This is a genomic window from Persicobacter psychrovividus (assembly GCF_036492425.1).
Taxonomy (GTDB): domain Bacteria; phylum Bacteroidota; class Bacteroidia; order Cytophagales; family Cyclobacteriaceae; genus Persicobacter; species Persicobacter psychrovividus.
The window spans coordinates 583,518-600,957 of sequence record NZ_AP025292.1 but is presented as its reverse complement, the minus strand read 5'-3'; the positions used below and the strand labels follow the sequence as shown (position 1 = coordinate 600,957).

Sequence of the window (17,440 nt, the reverse complement as noted above, 5' to 3'; positions counted from 1 at the left end):
TTAAATCAAGGTAGTCATGGTCCATAATAATGCTATCGCGAGAATCCCTCTCGTGATAGCTTATCATACCTTTCAAGTCAAGCGCTGCACTTGAACCCAAAGCCTATCCGCCAATCACCCGCTGATCGCAGATTTTCTGATATAAAGCAACATCCAGCAAGTTCATCGCCTCCACCTCTTTGAGGGTCTGCGGATCAAGCTCCTCCACCTTCTTTCTGCCTGCGGTAGCGTTCGCCTTCATGGGAACATAACTTTCCGAAAAGCCCATCAGGTGCTTCAGGCGCAGTAAATCTGCCTCCAGCGATTCCAAAAAGCCTACAAACTGATATTCCTCCGTCAGTACTTCAATCGCCTTTTCCAGGGCTTCCCTCGGATGCGATAGCATTTGTTTTTCTTCAATCTGACTGAACCTATGCACATAATTATTACGCAATTCCCGACTCAGTTCAAGGGTAACATAATCCTTCAGGCTCACGCCCTCCCTTTTCACCTGTTCATATAAATAATGGGTCGGCCGACGCAACACATAGTAATAATGGGAAACCATCCGATCGATCGGGTCACGCAATATTGTCGCCTTGAGCATTTCAGGATGAACATCATCTTTCAGTAAATGTGCCATATGCCCGACCACAAAATGATAACTGTAACGTTCCTTCTGGGGCATATTTTTGAAGCGCTGAATAGAGACCATCGGCTGGTGATTATCCAGTTGGTATGTCTTACTGAAAGGGTACTGATCACTCAGGTACTTTACCACCGTTGTTCCACCACACTTGGGTACATGCTCAAATAATAGGCGTTTGGGTACAGACTTCCAGAAGAAGCGGGCGTCCATGGCATGTTTGGCAATAGATTTCAGGTAGGTCATGATGTTGTTATTTGCTTGATTCACTCTTAGATCAACCCCAATAAAATTGTTTGGGTTCTTCAACCACCGCCTTCGTTCAACCTTTGGGCTTGAAATTCCACCATACCGTTGATTATTTGATGAATTGTTTCATTATTCCATTAGCTTTTGAACTTAATCATAGACATCTTTTTTGATCCCAAGGACTTTGTTTACCTTTGCAAGTCAAATAAATACGATAATAATTTGAAAGCCAAAGGTCTAAAAAAAGATAAGGTAAACGTGATCACTTTGGGTTGCTCCAAAAACTTGGTCGATACCGAAGTGATGATCACCCAACTAAAAGGAAACGATATTGATGTGGAGCATGAGTCGCAGAAAAACGACGCTAACATCGTGATTATCAATACTTGCGGATTCATCGCCAATGCCAAACAGGAGTCCATCGATATGATCCTTCGTTTTGGAGAAGAGAAAGAAGCAGGTAATATCGATAAGCTTTTTGTGACAGGTTGCCTGTCTCAGCGCTATAAAGAAGAACTTACTGCGGAAATCCCACAGGTGGATGCCTTCTTCGGAACCAACGAAGTGCCTGCACTTTTGCAACGCTTCAAGGCGGATTACAAGTCTGACCTATTAGGCGACCGTATCACCACGACTTCAAATCATTATTCTTATTTGAAAATTGCTGAAGGTTGTGACCGCCCATGTTCTTTCTGTGCCATCCCATTGATCCGTGGAAAACACGTCTCGCAGCCCATTGAAAAGCTGGTTACTGAAGCGGAAAATCTGGCCAAAAACGGCACCAAAGAATTGTTATTGATTGCCCAGGACCTGACGTATTACGGCCTGGATATTTATAAAAAACGTAACCTTTCAGATTTACTGAAACGCCTGTCGGATGTCAATGGCATCGATTGGATTCGCCTTCATTATGCCTACCCTGCAGGTTTCCCAATGGACGTAATCGACGTAATGGCTGAGCGTGATAATATCTGTAATTATCTGGATATTCCACTTCAGCACGGTTCTTCAAATGTCCTGAAAGCAATGCGTCGTGGTATTGACCGCGAGAAAACGGAGCGCCTGATCACCGACATCCGTGAGCGTGTGCCAGATATCGCTATCCGTACCACCATGATCGCTGGACACCCTGGAGAAACCGAAGCCGACCATCAGGAAATGTTGCGTTTTGTTGAGAAAATGCGTTTTGAGCGTTTGGGAATTTTCACCTACTCTCACGAAGACAACACCCATGCCTTCGGAATGGAAGATTTACTTTCTCAGGAAGAAAAACAACGCCGTGCCGACGAGGTGATGCAATTGCAGGAAGGTATTTCTTTCGAGTTGAATCAAGCCAAAGTTGGACGTACTTTCAAAACCATGATCGACCGCAAAGAAGGTGGTTACTGGATCGGACGTACAGAATTCGACTCTCCAGAAGTAGACAATGAAGTGTTGATCCCTGCGGACAAGCATTTGTTGCGTTTGGGTGATTTCGCCAATATCGAAATCGAAGACGCCTCAGAATTTGATTTGTTCGGTAAGCCGGTTTAAGGAATCCGTTTTTGATATATTAAAAAAGCCAATGTTCGGGAAGGACATTGGCTTTTCTTCTTTTAGTTCAAGCGTAGTCTGTTGAATATTTTGTACCTCACGGTACGGACGTTGCATGCAACGTCCCTACGTCAGTAGAAATCATATTTGAGTGGAAATAATCAAAAGGCTATACAAGCTATCGCGAGAGTCCCTCTCGTGATGGCTTTACCGAAAACCCTTCCGCAACATACCCTTTCGTCAATTCCATCAACTCCTCCCAGTGCTTTTCCTCCTTACTGTAAGCTGAAGAATCCACCATCTCATTTTTCTCATTGAAATATTTCCCAGTGGTCTTGCTTACTGCGGGATCATCGGCAAGGTAAGTGTAAGTCTCCGCCATTTGCTCGGGAGAGATCGAGAATTTACTTTTTATGGAATAAAGAAACTTCATCAGTGCCGATAAATCGGGGTATCTGTTCAGGTCAATTTTTACATTTGTTACCCGAATACAGTTCACCGTTACCGCCGTATCCGACAGCTTTTTCGCCAACCAATAAGTATACATCACCTGCGCCAGTTTGGACTGATAATAAGCCTTTGCTACGCTGAATTTTCGATGCTGATATTCGGGATCATTCAAATCAACCTTCATCCTCGGATGTAACATCAGCCCCTGTGATGCCACCATAATGATACGCCCTTGCTTGCTGTTTTTAAGCAAATCCAACAGTCCATTAGTCAGCAATACAGGTCCAATATGATTTGTCGCCCAAATCGACTCTACACCTTCAGCCGTCAAAACAGGCGCTTTTCGAGAAACATCAAAATCAGCCGCATTATGAATCAACACATCCAAATGATCGAACTTACTCTTGATCTCCTTGACTGCATGGCTGATCGAAGCCTTCAAAGACAAATCAATCTGAACCAACTCGACCGTCTCCGAACTAGACATTTCCTTCACATCAGCGACCGCTTGCAATCCTCGGCTTTCGTTCCTTGCCCCAATCAAAACTACATAACCACGCTCAGCCAACTGAACAGCAGTCGCCTTTCCTATACCCGAATTCGCCCCTGTGATGAAGCATATTTTTTTGTTCATATCGTTAGTGCTCTAAAAATATTCTCCGAAGGATGATGCCTTGGAGTAGGTGAAAAAATAAGAGGTAATGTTAGTCAGTTGATGACTTTTCTTTTCAATTTAAACTACCAAATCATACCATAAAAGGTAATTTCTCGATCAGCATCATTGAATATAGCTCCTTTGCTAAATCCATGCTTCCAACCATCAGGCATAAAATCTCCATCCTGTAGATCTTCCTCTCGCATATATTTCCCTGGCTTAGCATCAATAACATAAATGGTTGACGATTCTGGGTAGCCATTTTTTGTACCTGCCCTTTCGCGATACATGTCTACTGCCTTAGGAATAGGTAGCTCGTCCGTATTTTCATAATCAGTCACAAATTTATCAACATATCTGTCCCACGGCTTAAACTCAATTGTACTTGAAGAATCATAAAATCCAAAAGGACAAAAAATCCCATCAGTAGGTTTCTTTATTGATTTAGCTTTGAGTTTAAAATCCTTTTTCAAACGATAAAACTCTTCATCATTTACTTGCGGGAAAGTAACCTCCCAGTAAGTATATCTATATTTCGTTTTGGGCTTATAAGGGCTGTCGGGAAAGTAGTTTGTCCCCCTAGAATAACCTCTTGAATCCAATAGTTCAGGGTAAACATCTTGTACTACCTCAGGCAAACTTGCTCGCCATTTATCGTACTCTAAACCCCTATATGAACAAGAAGTAACGCATAACGACAATAGAATAAAAATGTAAACACGCATAAGAATACTCATTGCTCTGTAAAAAATTCGGTTGAATAAATCTGACCTCGACAAGATAGCTTGATATTATCAAATAATTAAACTTAAAGTCCTATAAAAGAGAAGCTCCACCAACATTCAAACCCTCCCAAATGTACCCCACCCGACCTCCACTCCCTCCCAAAACCCACTCCCTCTATTTCATTCCTAAAACAATATGCCCATATTTGCCCTAAAGATATAAAGCATAATTTAGCAGTATGACGACAACCAAGATTGCACTGAAAGATACGCACCGTTTTTCTTCGATATTCATGGATTACCTCGATCAGCACGAGGCACTCAAGCCTTTCTATCATCGTTTTCCGAACATTGAGAACTTTAAAGCTCAGATCGAGGAAAAGTCCAAAGCTTATGTGCCTGCTCATCGCATGATCATGTCGCAGGTGTTGAGAAATCAGTACGCTAAATTGGAACGTTTTCCGGAGACAAAGGAGAACATCCGCCTGTTGATGAAAGACCGCAAGACTTTCACAGTAACCACGGGACATCAACTGAACATCTTCACTGGGCCGCTATATTTTATTTTTAAGATTGTATCGGTGATTAATACCTGCAAGGCATTGAAGGAGGCTTATCCGGACTGTACCTTTGTGCCGGTGTATTGGATGGCGTCGGAGGATCATGATTTTGCCGAGATTGCCTATTTCCATTTGTTCGGAAAGAAATACGAGTGGGAAACGGAGCAAACGGGTGCTGTGGGGCGCATGAATCCGCAGGAGCTGAAGGCGATTATTGAGCAGTTGCCTGAGGCGGTGCCATTGTTTGAGGAGGCTTATTTGCAGAAAAAAACCTTGGCCGAAGCGGTGGCGCATTATGTGAATACCCTTTTTGGCAAGGACGGTTTGGTGGTGATTGATGCCGACGATAAAAACCTGAAAGCCCTTTTCAGGCCTGTTATCCGTCGGGAGATTTTCGACAATGAGTCGGCTCCGATCATCGAAGCGACTTCCGAGCGACTGGTGAATGCTGGCTACAAAGCACAGGTTCACCCTCGGGAGATCAATTTCTTTTATCTTTTTGAAAACACCCGCGAGCGACTGGTCCGCAACGACAATGGCGACTACGATGTACTGAACAGAAATTGGACGATGACCAAAGAGGAGCTCGACCGACTTATTGAGCGTAACCCTGAGCGTTTCAGTCCGAATGTGGCCATGCGCCCGCTGTATCAAGAGTGGATTTTGCCGAATTTGGCGTATTGTGGAGGACCTGGTGAGTTGGCCTATTGGCTACAGCTGAAGGATATGTTTGAGCATTTCAAGGTACCTTTCCCGATATTGTTGCCTCGCCATTTTGGAATGGTCTTCAATAAAAACCTGCAAAACAAGTGGGAAAAGACCGGCGCAAAGACCGAAAACATCTTCGAAGACCTGCAAACATTAAAAGCCAATTATATTCAGCGAAATTCTGAAAATGAAGTGTCGCTCGAAAAGGAAATGGAGGCAATTAAAGCTACATTTGCTCAAATCGCTGTACAAGCCGAAAGCATTGATCAAAGTCTGCAAGGATTTATCGGTGCGGAGGAAGCCAAGACGCTCAAGAGCATCGGCAATATTGAAAAGCGATTGAAAAAATCCGAAGAGCGCAAGCATGAAACGGGACTCAAGCAAATTGAGGCGGTTTTGGACAAGCTCTTCCCTAATGGTGGATTGCAGGAACGCCACGAGAACTTCCTGAATTTCTACCTGAACAACGATCAATTTATCGAAGAGGTCAAAGAGGCATTTACCGCTTTCGACTTCCGATTTACCATACTTAGTTAATCATCGCCATGATGAAAATTTGTAAAATCCCCGCAGTGCTTACTGTGGGGATTTTTTGGTTTTTGACGGTTAGACTGTCTATTATTTTGTACCTATCCGTACGGACGTTGCATGCAACGTCCCTACTTTGATTTCAAAATCTCTCGAACAGCCTCCACCGAAATCTTCACACTCTTTGCGATCAATTCAACACCAAACCCAAGATCATGCATGTTTTTCACTACTTCAATTTGATGTTTCTCGACTCCCATCTCAACACCAATCTCGACTCCTTCCTCAATCCCCTGCTCCCGACTATACTTGATCGTGTTATAATAATCACACATCGGATCAATTCGCTTTATCATTATTGTTCTTCAGTTCCTCTATTTCATGAAAAGATAGATTAGTGCTTTTGACTATAATATCAATATCAACACCCAATTTTAACATATTCATTGCAACCTTAAGCACCCCTTCTTCTTCCCCCTGCTCCCGACTATACTTGATCGTATTATAATAATCCCGCATGCTTTTCAATGATTCCTGATACTGATCTGCTTCCATTTTATCTAATTTTGAGATTTGAGCGATTTCAAAAAAGTTTTCAAATACACGTTCCTGTAATTGTTGTGGGCGGTTTTCCAACAAATGAAGGTTCCTTAATAAGAACAACCACTTGTCAAAACGACTTTCCAGCTGATCCAAAGTCTTGGTGAATTTGGGCGTCTCCAAATAAATAAAGGTCAGTTTATCATAGAGCACATCACCCGTCTTCACATTCATCAGCTTCGCCGTATGCAGTAAATCCTCCTTTGGAAAAAGTCCCGTATCCAACTCAAAATTAAGGATACCGATCGAGTACACCCCTTTCAGGTCGAATGCCCACTCTTTGCCAGGTTCCGCTTGTTCCTGCAAAGGAAAAGTCGCATAGTAAATTGTGCGCTCCATGAAGTTCTTCTGCTTTGCTCTCTGAAGCTCAATAATGAACTTTTCCCCTTTTTCATTCTCACAAAACAAGTCAAAAATCGCCTTTCGTTCAGCATCTGTTCGGGCATAATGCTCATTCTTATGAAAAGTCAGCGATTGGATCTGATCTTCGGGAGGCAATAACTGATTCAAAAAATCAATCAGCATCTCCTTGTTTTGCTCTTCGCCAAAGAGTTTTTTGAAACCAAAATCGGTGAACGGATTGATATATACTTCTTTCATGATCGGAGGAAATTAGCCTTATCAAAGATAATATAAAGTCCGATGTTCATCAAATCCTACGTGGCGGGAATTTATCCACCACACCATCAAGAAGCATACAAAATCAACCCAACACCCAACAGCACTGCAAACAAGGGCAACATCTTCTTGCGCTTGTTTCGCTCTTTGAAGATCCATCCACCAACAAACACGCTGATAAAAATCTGACTGCGCTTAATGGCTGACAATAGCATGATCATCGCTGAAGGATCCTCCAAGCCACGGAAATAGCAAAAATCAGCAATAACAATCCCAATGCCTGTAGCCAAAATACTCCATCGCCAGTCGAAGCCCGTAACCTTTTCCGGGCTTTTCCATCGATAAAATAAGCATACGAGGGCCATCAGAGCAACGATATAAAAGCAAAACCAAAACTGCACCGTCTGTGCATTCAAATGCTGATAATGCACCAAAAACTTATCGTACAATCCACTGCCTGAGCCGAGGAAAGTCGCCCCGATAATGGCAAAGATCCACTTATCCCTTTTGAAGTCGATACCCTCCTTTTTGCCCACTCTCGAATACCAAAGCATCCCGCCGATGATCAGCGCAAAACCCAACCACTGCCAGGTATTCGGGCGTTCACCATAAATACTCAAAGCCCCCAAAAGGGTGAAGAATGGTCCCGCCGAACGAATCGGACTCACAATCGTGATCGGCAAGTGCTTCATCGCTGAATAGCCCAAGATCCACGAACCACACATGATCGCCGACTTGATGAAAATGTAAAAATGCTGTTCCCACGGTAATGAAGGGATAAATATCCCCCACGATTGCAAAACCTCCGGAAAACAAACTGAACCAATAAACAAAGGAACTAAAACGCCCAAACTACTCAGTGTGGTAAAAAACAAAACGGGAAAAACTGCATTTTCCCGCACACTGATCTTCTTCGTAATGTTGTGGAGGCCCAAGAATACAGCCGCCAACAACCCCCAATAAATCCACATCCTGCAAAAGTATTGAAAACAAATAAGATTTAACGGATTAGGCCAAAGGGTTTTTAATGGAGAGTCAAAAATCCTGAAACTGTTGGGCGTATTGTCCATAGATTATTTTATCAGCTGTAAGAATGCACCCCTGTCTGTTTCCAAACCAAACAATTTCTCTAATGAATCGGGCAGACAAATAGATCGGCCCATACAGTGGCGAAATAGAATTTCGTAAAACAGCCCCAAATAGCCATAACAAAAAAATCACATTCCCTTAAAAAGATAACGGTCTGACTCCTTCTCTTATCCCTTTAAGATCTCCTATCTTTGTCTTTATTTTTTCAACCACTGAAATCTTCAAAAAATATTCAGAATGTCTATTTTTCTTACAGTACAATACAGATCAAAACAAAAAAATCTGCGGTAATCTGTGTCATCTGTGGCTAAACAAAAAACATCAACATAATCAATGAAAAGACTATTAATCATCACCTTATTGCTGTTGCCCCAAATGCTATGGGCACAAGCACGCATTTCTGGAACCGCTATTGACCAACAAGCCAACAGCCCGCTGTCATTTGCACAGGTTGCCTTGTTTCAAGACGACAAACTCATCACTGGAGCGATGACCGAACAAGATGGTCGGTTTGAAATCAAGAAAATCAAAGCGGGGGACTACACGCTTCAGCTCAGTTTTGTGGGCTATCAGAGTCAAAAACAAGCGATCAGTCTGAGCAATGGACAACACCTCAAGTTGGGGAACATTGGTTTGGGTATTGACGCCACCGAATTGGAAGCGGTAGAAGTAAAAGCCCAAAAAGCAACCACCGTCCGTAAGATTGACCGCCAGAGTTTCAGCGCCGAGGACTTTGCCACCGCCCGTTCGGGGAATGCCACCGACCTTTTGCGCAACATTCCTTCGGTAAGCATCAGCCCCGATGGCGATGTGAGTTTGAGGGGAACCTCAGGATTTTTGGTTTATATTGACGGCAAGCCTACGCAGATTGAACCGTCGGTTTTGTTGCAACAAATCCCTGCTTCATCCATCAAAAACATTGAAATCATCACCGTTCCTTCGGCACGATATGAAGCGCAGGGAAATGCGGGGATCATCAACATTACCACTTTGGGCAATGTGATGCAGGGCACCAGCATCACCGCTGACCTGATGGGCGGGGGAACGCCTTGGCATGAAGGCATGGATCCACGACGTTATTCGGGATCAATGAACATCACCCATAGCAAAGACAAGCTGTCGCTTTATGGAGGACTGAGCTATAATGACCGTGATGTGCGTGGTAGCCGAACGGGAAATGCCCGCCTGTTGCAACAAGACGGTAGCTATTATCACATGCAGGCTTCGGGCGACCGACCTGAATGGCACATCAATGCGACGGCTAACGCAGGATTATCCTATGATTTTGGATCGGCAGGAAAGATCAACGCCTCCTATTATTATGGTTACAAAAACCAAAAGCGTACCGCCGATTATTTCTATGACAACTTCTACGGAGACATCAACGCTAACCGTACTGATGATCCTCGTAATGCTTATATTTTCAACCCAAACACCCACGAGAAACAAGGAAAATTCCAATCCTATGCTTTGGATTACCAGAAGTCGTGGGACAATGGTACGGCTTTGAGTGTTGCTGGTTTGTATGAAAACTCTCGTCTTTGGGGAGATTTGGACAACAAGAACTACGCCTCAAATACTGATGGTGAAGTCGGGGAACTGCAATTGCATTATATGCAGGATGACAACAACCCGTTAGAAGGTTACCGCCTGAATATCGACTTGACCATTCCTTTGGCTGAAAATCAGAAATTGGAAACAGGATTCCAGCCTCAATGGTTGGTACAGTCGGGCGACTTCAATTATGACACCCTTGACCTGAACACTCAAAAGTTCGGCAGTGCCTACCAGAATTTTGTTCGCTTGAACCGTGGCATTTATGCAGGTTATGTGAACTACAGTGCGAAGTTTGACAAGCTGAGCATGATGGCAGGTTTGCGTTTTGAATATACCGATCAAGAACTGACGATTGAGAACCCTGAATATCAGAATATCTTCGACCCTGAACGTGAGAATCAGTCGCAGTACAATGTCAAGCAACCGAATCTCTTCCCTTCCTTGCATTTGGATTACCAGCTGTCGGAAGAGCAAAAGCTGATCCTTTCGGGATCAAGAAGAATCAACCGACCACCGACAAAAAACATGGCCCCATTCCTTTGGAGACGTCATTTTGAGGTATTTGAAATCGGAGACCCTACCCTTCAGCCAGAGTACATTAACAATGTTGAAGCCTCTTTCACTCAGCATACTTCATGGATGGATTTCACCGTAACCACCTTCTACCGTGGTACAGAAAATGCTATCTTTAGAGTCAATACCGTCGATACCGATCAGAATGTTTTGTTGCGTTCCTACACCAATGCAGGAAACGATCAGGCGCTTGGTTTGGAGCTGAATACCAATTGGAGATTGGGTAAAAATGTCAAGTTCTTCTTGGGTGGTTCATTGTATTCATATGCAATCAAAGGGGATATTTTCGATTATACCGTGGATACCAAATCCACCAACTGGACGGTGAATACCAACCTGAATGCCACCATTTATAAAGGGCTGAAATTCGCTTGGGACATGCAAGTAAAGTCAGCCACCGTTACCGCTCAGGGGGAGAATGAGTTATTCTATCTATCGAATGTAGCGCTAAACTACACTCCTAATAAATTGGATCAATTCCAGTTCGCCTTCCGTGTAGAGGACGTTTTCGCCTCCAACATCAAAGGGCTCAACACTGCAGGATACAATGCCGAAGGTACTCAAATCTTCTTTCAGGATACCGAATATTTCCGCTACGGTCCTATCCTTGAGTTGGGCGTAACCTACCGCTTCCAATCAGGAAAATCCAAAAAAGTTAAGAATACCAAAGGACAGTTTGGTAAGGAGCAGTTTTAATAATTCCATAAAAAAATCCTATCGCGAGCGTCTCTCGTGATAGGATTTTAGCATTAAGCAATGCTGTACGGATGTTGAACAACCCCCAGTTAAATAATGATATGCGAAATTCTAATCTGTTAGGTACGGGCCAACCCAAAGTCATTAAGTTAAGCGCCTTACCCCGTAGAGACGTTATTTTTAACGTCTAACACAACGCTGATTTCTCTTGGATTAATTCAAATGGTTACGTGAGACATAATGAATTATGCCTTTACATGCATTTCAAATTTACACCTGAGTCAGCCCAAAATCCTTAACTTAATGACATTGCGGACAAACCCACGTGTTCGACCGTAATCACCCTACAAAAAATTGTTTAGGCCAGACGCATGGGTCTGACCCTCCAAAGCCGAAGAAGCAAACACCTCATTTCCCTGCTGATCAAAGATCATTACCGAAAAACTGCCCGCAGTGCTCAGCCATGAAATTTCACTTTGAGGAGAAATAAACCATTGTGTATTGCTATTGCTCAGATCATTGAAAGCCGTAATATACTCCTCACCCTCAATTGCTCCAATATCTATCGCCGAACCTTTGACACGTGCCTTTCTCAGAAAATCCTTCTTGATTTTAAAAGCTAAATCAACCCCTTGATCCAAAACAGGAGATCCTTCCATCGGCTTGAACTCATAAGCCAAAGTATCCACTAAAATCAAGTGTTTTCGGCATTCGGCAAAGCCTTATCAAGACCTTATATATTTTGATTTAAAAAGGTTGAAGTATCCCGATAACCAACCGAAACACAATCAAAATCCAAAAAGGAAACACACTGATTATCAGTTAGCTACAAGACGCAAATAACATCGTTATTTCATCAATATTTAGCATTATCAATCCAACAAACACAAACAACATAGTAGATTAATTCAGTTCGCGTTTTGTTGGAATAATTCATTAGCTGGGTTGCACATGCTATATATGCGTAATTGATTGCGTGCCAATTTGGTTCAAGCCAAAGGAATTGCCTATTGAGTCGCTCACGCAGGGCACAAAGGAGGTATATCAGTCATATACCCGAAAGGTATCGGTTTGTCCCCCAAAAAATTCCACTGCTTTTTGTATCTTCGCTAAAATTGAATGATCTACCGTGCGCTGGTTTTGTGGCGCATTATAAAATATAGCTTGTGAATTACCTCTCGATAGAAGAACTACATAAAAGCTTTGATGAGCGCAGCCTGCTGGATGGCGTGAATTTTGGCATTGCCCAGGGGCAGAAAATTGCGCTGGTGGGTGTGAACGGCTGTGGGAAATCCACGCTGATGAAAATTATTGCTGGACGCGAAGAAGCTGACAAGGGACATGTGGCCTTCCGTGAAGGAATACGCATGGCTTTTGTTCCGCAGTCGCCAAGCTTTAACCCTGAAGACAGCATCCGCACCTCTGTATTTGATGCCGACAACAGTACACTTTCGTTGATCCGCGATTACGAATACCATTTGGAGCGTTCGGCGACAGATGAAAAATCTGCAGAAAAACTTCAGGAATTGATTGCTGACATCGACAGTGCGAATGCCTGGGATTATGAGTCACAGGTAAAGACCATTCTGGGCCAGTTGGGCTTACATGATTTGGAGCAGAAAGTTGGGCAGTTATCGGGTGGACAACGAAAGCGCATCTCTTTGGCAAGGGCATTGATCGAAAAGCCTGACTTTTTGATTCTCGATGAGCCTACCAACCACCTCGATCTGGAAACCATTGAGTGGCTGGAACAGTACTTGTCCTCCGCCAATATGGCTTTGCTTTTGGTAACGCACGACCGTTATTTTCTGGAGAAAGTTACCAACCACATCATTGAGCTGGATGGGGGGCAAATCTTTCAGTATTACGGTAACTACGGCTACTTTTTGGAGAAAAAAGCGGAACGCGAAGCCATTGAAGCAAGTGAAGTGGAAAAGGCGAAAAACCTGTATAAAAAGGAGCTCGACTGGATCCGCCGACAGCCAAAAGCACGAGGAACAAAAGCCAAATACCGTGTAGATGCCTTTGACGATGTAAAGAAAGCGGCACATAAAAACCTGAAAAAAGATGAGCTTGCCCTGAGTGTTCAGCAAAGACGCCTCGGCGGAAAAGTGCTGGAACTTGACAAGATCAATAAATCTTTCGATGGTCAGCCTTTTGTTAAAGATTTCTCTTATATCTTTCAGAAAAAAGACCGTATCGGAATTATTGGACCAAACGGAGTGGGGAAATCTACTTTCCTGAACATCCTGACGGGCACACTGGAAGCCGATAGTGGCGAGATTGATTTAGGTGTAAATACGCATGTGGGGTATTACCATCAGGAAGAGGCTATTTTCGATGAAAACGCTCGTGTGATTGACGTGGTGAAGGATGTAGCTGAGGTGGTAGAACTCGCCGACGGTTCGACTTTGAGTGCTTCGGCCTTCTTGAACCTGTTCCTGTTTCCTCCAAAAATGCAATACAATGTGGTGGCCAAGCTGTCTGGTGGTGAACGTCGCCGATTGCAGTTGCTGAGGGTATTGATTAAGAATCCCAACTTCTTGATTCTTGATGAGCCCACCAACGATTTGGACTTGATCACGCTGAATGTCCTCGAAGATTTTCTATCGAAATTTGGGGGCTGTTTGATGCTTGTTTCTCACGACCGTTACTTTATGGATCGACTGGTGGACCATACTTTTGTGTTTGAAGGGCAGGGCGTGATCCGTGATTTCCCTGGTAATTATTCCGACTACCGTGTAGAGGTGGAGGAGAAGGAAAAAGCACGTGTAGAAGCCGCTAAATCAGTAGAGAAAGAGAAAACCGACTGGAAAACTGAGCAAAAAAATGATCAGCCGAAAAAGAAACTCTCTTTTAAGGAGCAAAAAGAATACGAGCAACTTGAAACCGACATTGAGCAACTTGAAACTCAGAAAGAGGAAATTGTAGCCCTGATGAATGCTGGTACAGGAAGCCATGAAGATTTGGCCAACTGGGCAAAAGAGATTGAGGAGATCAACGATACCCTCGAAGAAAAAGAGATGCGCTGGCTGGAGTTGAGTGAATATGCTGGGTAATGATTTGTTTCAAGCGTCCCGCTTGGGCCAAATAACCCCTCTCGTAACAGGAAGAAGAGGGCTGTCAGGAGAAAGGCGCTCGCGATAGCATTACCAAAAGTTCAGATCAACGCTCCCAACCAAAACATCATAAAAATGATATTTGCCAAGCGGCTAAGGTTAACATCAACTTTAGCCGCTTTTTTATACCTGAGCCAAACCGACATCCCTAAAAATAGCAACGTAAAAAGGCCCATCAGCCATGGTTGGTGCACAATAGCGGACTGGTTCGCCAAGCCAAACGTCACCACATAAGTAAGTCCCAACAGCCAACGACGAACATCAGTCCGACCAACGAGGGCCCACCAACCGCCAAAAAATAGCAGGAAGCAGCTGCCACTGGCAAACCAATGCTGAAATCCCTGCCTTCCCATACCAACATTCAAGGCCATTACCGCCATAAGAAATAAAAAAATATACATGGGAATGATCATCTTTTTCTTCCAACCTATATTGCTCATGCTATTGATTGTTTAGCTTTGTACGATTGCATTTTTATGCCCCACTTTCGTCGGTGCACTAATAGCAGCAGACACAAAAAATGTACGGTAAATTCCGTGCAGCACAAAGTGAATACAACAAGTACAAAAACATGAATCATTCCCCCTCAAAAAATCAATATTCATCACTGATCTACATGCTGGCGACACTGGTTGCGATGGGGGCTTTGGCGATCGACATGTACCTGCCATCCATCCCTGAGGTGGCTACACATTTTGCCACGAGCATCCCCAAAATAGAACTGACCATCTCCATGTTTTTGGTCGGTTTTGCTTTTGGGCAGTTCACGGGAGGGCCATTCAGTGACCATTATGGAAGAAAACCTATGATGATGATCGGCCTGAGCATCTTTACCGTGGCATCTATCGGGATGGTATTTTCCCCCAGCTTGCCCGTTCTTTATGGGTTCCGAATTTTACAGGGTTTCGGTGGCGGATTCACAACAGTAAACTGCGCCCCATTGGTCAAAGACCGGTTCAATCATCAGGAAAGCGCCAAAATTCTCTCCACCATTGCGGGGGTCCGGATGGCGGTACCGATTATTGCGCCAATTATCGGAGGGCTGCTCGCCAAACTCGGTTATTGGCAAACCTCCTTTGTTGTTTTATTCCTGTATGCATTGGGCGCCCTGCTGATGGTCAGCAAAAAAATTGAACAGTTGCCGAGCAATAAGCAGGGGGGAATCCGCATCAAGCCGATGCTTCAAAATTATGGCCATATATTTTCAAACCGACAGGGCATGGGCTTTATCCTCAGTGGTGCCTTTACGCTTTGCGGGCTCTACGCCTTTATTTCCCGTGCCACCTCCATATATGTCAGTCATTTTCATATTGCTGAAACCATTTTCCCCTGGCTTTTTGCACTGAATACCATCCTGATGCTCGGACTCAGTAGGTACAGTAAACGCCTGCTCAGAAAACGGTCGCCCGAAAGCATTGTGCGCATAGGCTACCTGATGAATTTTTCTGCTGGCGCTTTACTTTGGCTCTATGTTCAGTTTACACCACAGCCAAGCTTATGGGTGCTGATGTTGCTGGGTTTCCTGTTTATCGGTGCACTGGGTTTTGTGTTTGGCCACGTAAACGCCTGCTTCCTGCAATGCTACCCTGGACGCACTGCCACGGCCAATGCCACCTACGGACTGATCCGTTTTTCCATGGCAGGCACCATCGGAGGGCTGATTCATTTCATCAGTTCAGACATCCTGCTGCCAACCTATCAGATGATGTTTCTTTGCGCAATATTATCCAATGGCTTTTATTATCTGCTCGCATTTCAGCAACCCCAGCCTGCGGCAAGCTAATCTTTAATTATGAAATTGGTGGATTGCCTTTCAATTATCAATAACAAATGACAGGAGTTGATAACAATTATTATCGCTTGCTAAAATTTCACTTTTCTTGGCTTAATTTGTGATGTCCATTCATCATAACGACTCCTTTATGATAAATCAAGCGCCTGCGCTCAAAAAGCGGCAACTCATCCTCCTTTTGGGGGCCGTAGTTGCCATGACTGCCTTTTCAATAGATATGTACTTGCCCTCTATTCCTGAAATGGCACAAAGTTTCACCTCCAATATTTCAACTGTTGAACTGACCATTTCCCTCTTTTTTATAGGCTTTGCCCTGGGACAGTTTTGCGGTGGACCACTGTCAGATCATTTTGGGAGAAAGAAGGTGATGCTGCTGGGGCTGAGCATTTATGTTTTTGCCACAAGCTGTATTATTCTCACTACCAATCTTCATTTTCTTGACATGCTGAGGGTAATGCAGGGTTTCGGTGGCGGATTCACCTCTGTTAATGTCGCCGCTTTTGTCAAGGATTTATACAATGAAAAAGAAAGCGCCCGAATGCTGTCCAAGATCGCAAGTGTTCGAATGTGCGCCCCAATGATCGCTCCCCTGCTCGGGAGCATCTTTGCTAAAACGGGCCATTGGCAGGCGGTATTTCTGTTCCTGCTGATTTACTGCATCTCCATTCTAACGGGAGTTTATCGAAAAATCCCCCTTCGCTCTATGCCCAAAGAAACCAACAAATCAGTCTGGTCGTCCTTTGGACGATACAAAAAAATTGTCGCCAACCAATGGGGGATTTGCTACATTCTGACAGGCACCTTCGCCCTGTGCGGACTTTACGCTTTTATGTCCAAGGCGACATCTATCTTTGTGGATACCTACCATGTTTCTGCTCAGCTGTTCCCTTGGCTGTTTACAGTATGTGTTCTGGGGATGATCATCATCAGCCGATGGAGTCAGTATCTGTTAAAGAATTTTGAATCCAAACAAATGGTTCAGTGGGGGATTACCATTTGCCTGCTGAGTGGCTTCATCCTGTTTGCAATGGTGGAATACAAGCGGCCGAACTTATGGCTGCTGCTGAGCTTCAATGTTATTTTTGTCAGTGCCCTTGGTTTTATCTTCGGCCACATCAACGGTTGTATCCTGAGTTGTTACCCTGGCGCGACGGGCACCGCCAATGCATCCTATGGGCTGGTGCGCTTTTCTATTGCAGGCATCATCGGTTCGTTGATTCACTGGATGGGGCAAGGCGTACTCAATTCCACTTACGAGATGATGTTCGGCTGTGCCTTGCTTTCGAACATTTGTTTTTATGGTTTGCGCCCACGCACGGCAAGTTTTCGCAGAAAAAAAGCCCTTTCAGCATAATCGCTCAAA

General features: G+C 44.0%; 14 protein-coding genes. 6 read left to right on the top strand and 8 right to left on the bottom strand.

The features are described 5' to 3' along the window. Positions 1 to 103: 103 nt before the first annotated feature. Positions 104 to 871, bottom strand: coding sequence for a sulfotransferase family 2 domain-containing protein (locus AABK40_RS02650; protein ID WP_332920804.1), 768 nt, complete (start codon positions 869 to 871; stop codon positions 104 to 106). A 225-nt stretch (positions 872 to 1,096) separates the two neighbouring features. On the opposite strand from AABK40_RS02650, the gene rimO reads away from it, so the two are divergent. After that, a complete protein-coding gene (gene rimO, locus AABK40_RS02645; protein ID WP_332920875.1) occupies positions 1,097 to 2,407 on the top strand; it encodes a 30S ribosomal protein S12 methylthiotransferase RimO in 1,311 nt (436 codons plus the stop codon). A 178-nt stretch (positions 2,408 to 2,585) separates the two neighbouring features. On the opposite strand, the gene AABK40_RS02640 is transcribed toward rimO, so the two are convergent. Together AABK40_RS02640 and AABK40_RS02635 are read right to left on the bottom strand one after the other, a co-directional pair. After that, positions 2,586 to 3,491, bottom strand: coding sequence for an SDR family NAD(P)-dependent oxidoreductase (locus tag AABK40_RS02640; protein ID WP_338397567.1), 906 nt, complete (start codon positions 3,489 to 3,491; stop codon positions 2,586 to 2,588). A 104-nt stretch (positions 3,492 to 3,595) separates the two neighbouring features. Then, positions 3,596 to 4,150 (bottom strand): hypothetical protein, encoded by a 555-nt coding sequence (locus AABK40_RS02635; protein WP_338397566.1) that lies wholly within the window; start codon positions 4,148 to 4,150, stop codon positions 3,596 to 3,598. A 326-nt stretch (positions 4,151 to 4,476) separates the two neighbouring features. Between AABK40_RS02635 and bshC the strand changes: the two genes are divergently transcribed. Further along, on the top strand, positions 4,477 to 6,042 hold the full coding sequence (gene bshC / locus AABK40_RS02630) for a bacillithiol biosynthesis cysteine-adding enzyme BshC (RefSeq protein WP_338397565.1): 1,566 nt from the start codon (positions 4,477 to 4,479) through the stop codon (positions 6,040 to 6,042). 122 nt (positions 6,043 to 6,164) lie between these two features. Here bshC and AABK40_RS02625 read toward each other — a convergent pair whose 3' ends face one another. From AABK40_RS02625 to AABK40_RS02615, 3 genes are all read right to left on the bottom strand, one after another. Beyond that, positions 6,165 to 6,389: a hypothetical protein gene (locus AABK40_RS02625; protein ID WP_338397564.1), complete on the bottom strand. Its 225-nt coding sequence runs from the start codon at positions 6,387 to 6,389 to the stop codon at positions 6,165 to 6,167. Next, the gene (locus AABK40_RS02620; RefSeq protein ID WP_338397563.1) at positions 6,373 to 7,233 is read right to left on the bottom strand and encodes an Rpn family recombination-promoting nuclease/putative transposase; all 861 of its coding nucleotides are present in this window, start codon (positions 7,231 to 7,233) and stop codon (positions 6,373 to 6,375) included. Before AABK40_RS02620 ends, AABK40_RS02625 begins: the two co-directional genes overlap by 17 nt. A gap of 86 nt (positions 7,234 to 7,319) precedes the next feature. Further along, the gene (locus AABK40_RS02615) at positions 7,320 to 8,222 is read right to left on the bottom strand and encodes an EamA family transporter (RefSeq protein WP_338397562.1); all 903 of its coding nucleotides are present in this window, start codon (positions 8,220 to 8,222) and stop codon (positions 7,320 to 7,322) included. A 451-nt stretch (positions 8,223 to 8,673) separates the two neighbouring features. On the opposite strand from AABK40_RS02615, the gene AABK40_RS02610 reads away from it, so the two are divergent. After that, positions 8,674 to 11,166 carry a TonB-dependent receptor gene (locus AABK40_RS02610; protein ID WP_338397561.1) on the top strand — a complete coding sequence of 831 codons (2,493 nt, stop codon included), beginning with the start codon at positions 8,674 to 8,676 and terminating at the stop codon, positions 11,164 to 11,166. A gap of 344 nt (positions 11,167 to 11,510) precedes the next feature. Here the strand turns inward: AABK40_RS02610 and AABK40_RS02605 are convergent, their stop codons facing one another. Then, positions 11,511 to 11,855: a choice-of-anchor Q domain-containing protein gene (locus AABK40_RS02605; RefSeq protein WP_338398057.1), complete on the bottom strand. Its 345-nt coding sequence runs from the start codon at positions 11,853 to 11,855 to the stop codon at positions 11,511 to 11,513. A 477-nt stretch (positions 11,856 to 12,332) separates the two neighbouring features. Between AABK40_RS02605 and AABK40_RS02600 the strand changes: the two genes are divergently transcribed. Beyond that, a complete protein-coding gene (locus AABK40_RS02600) occupies positions 12,333 to 14,225 on the top strand; it encodes an ABC-F family ATP-binding cassette domain-containing protein (protein ID WP_338397560.1) in 1,893 nt (630 codons plus the stop codon). A gap of 101 nt (positions 14,226 to 14,326) precedes the next feature. Here AABK40_RS02600 and AABK40_RS02595 read toward each other — a convergent pair whose 3' ends face one another. Then, entirely contained in the window at positions 14,327 to 14,725 is a 399-nt protein-coding gene (locus tag AABK40_RS02595; protein WP_338397559.1) for a hypothetical protein, read from the bottom strand. A gap of 80 nt (positions 14,726 to 14,805) precedes the next feature. Here AABK40_RS02595 and AABK40_RS02590 point away from each other — a divergent pair, with 80 nt between their 5' ends. Together AABK40_RS02590 and AABK40_RS02585 are read left to right on the top strand one after the other, a co-directional pair. After that, complete coding sequence (locus AABK40_RS02590; RefSeq protein ID WP_338397558.1) at positions 14,806 to 16,068, top strand: multidrug effflux MFS transporter; 1,263 nt, start codon at positions 14,806 to 14,808, stop codon at positions 16,066 to 16,068. A gap of 139 nt (positions 16,069 to 16,207) precedes the next feature. Beyond that, positions 16,208 to 17,431 (top strand): multidrug effflux MFS transporter, encoded by a 1,224-nt coding sequence (locus AABK40_RS02585; protein ID WP_338397557.1) that lies wholly within the window; start codon positions 16,208 to 16,210, stop codon positions 17,429 to 17,431. Positions 17,432 to 17,440: the final 9 nt, after the last annotated feature.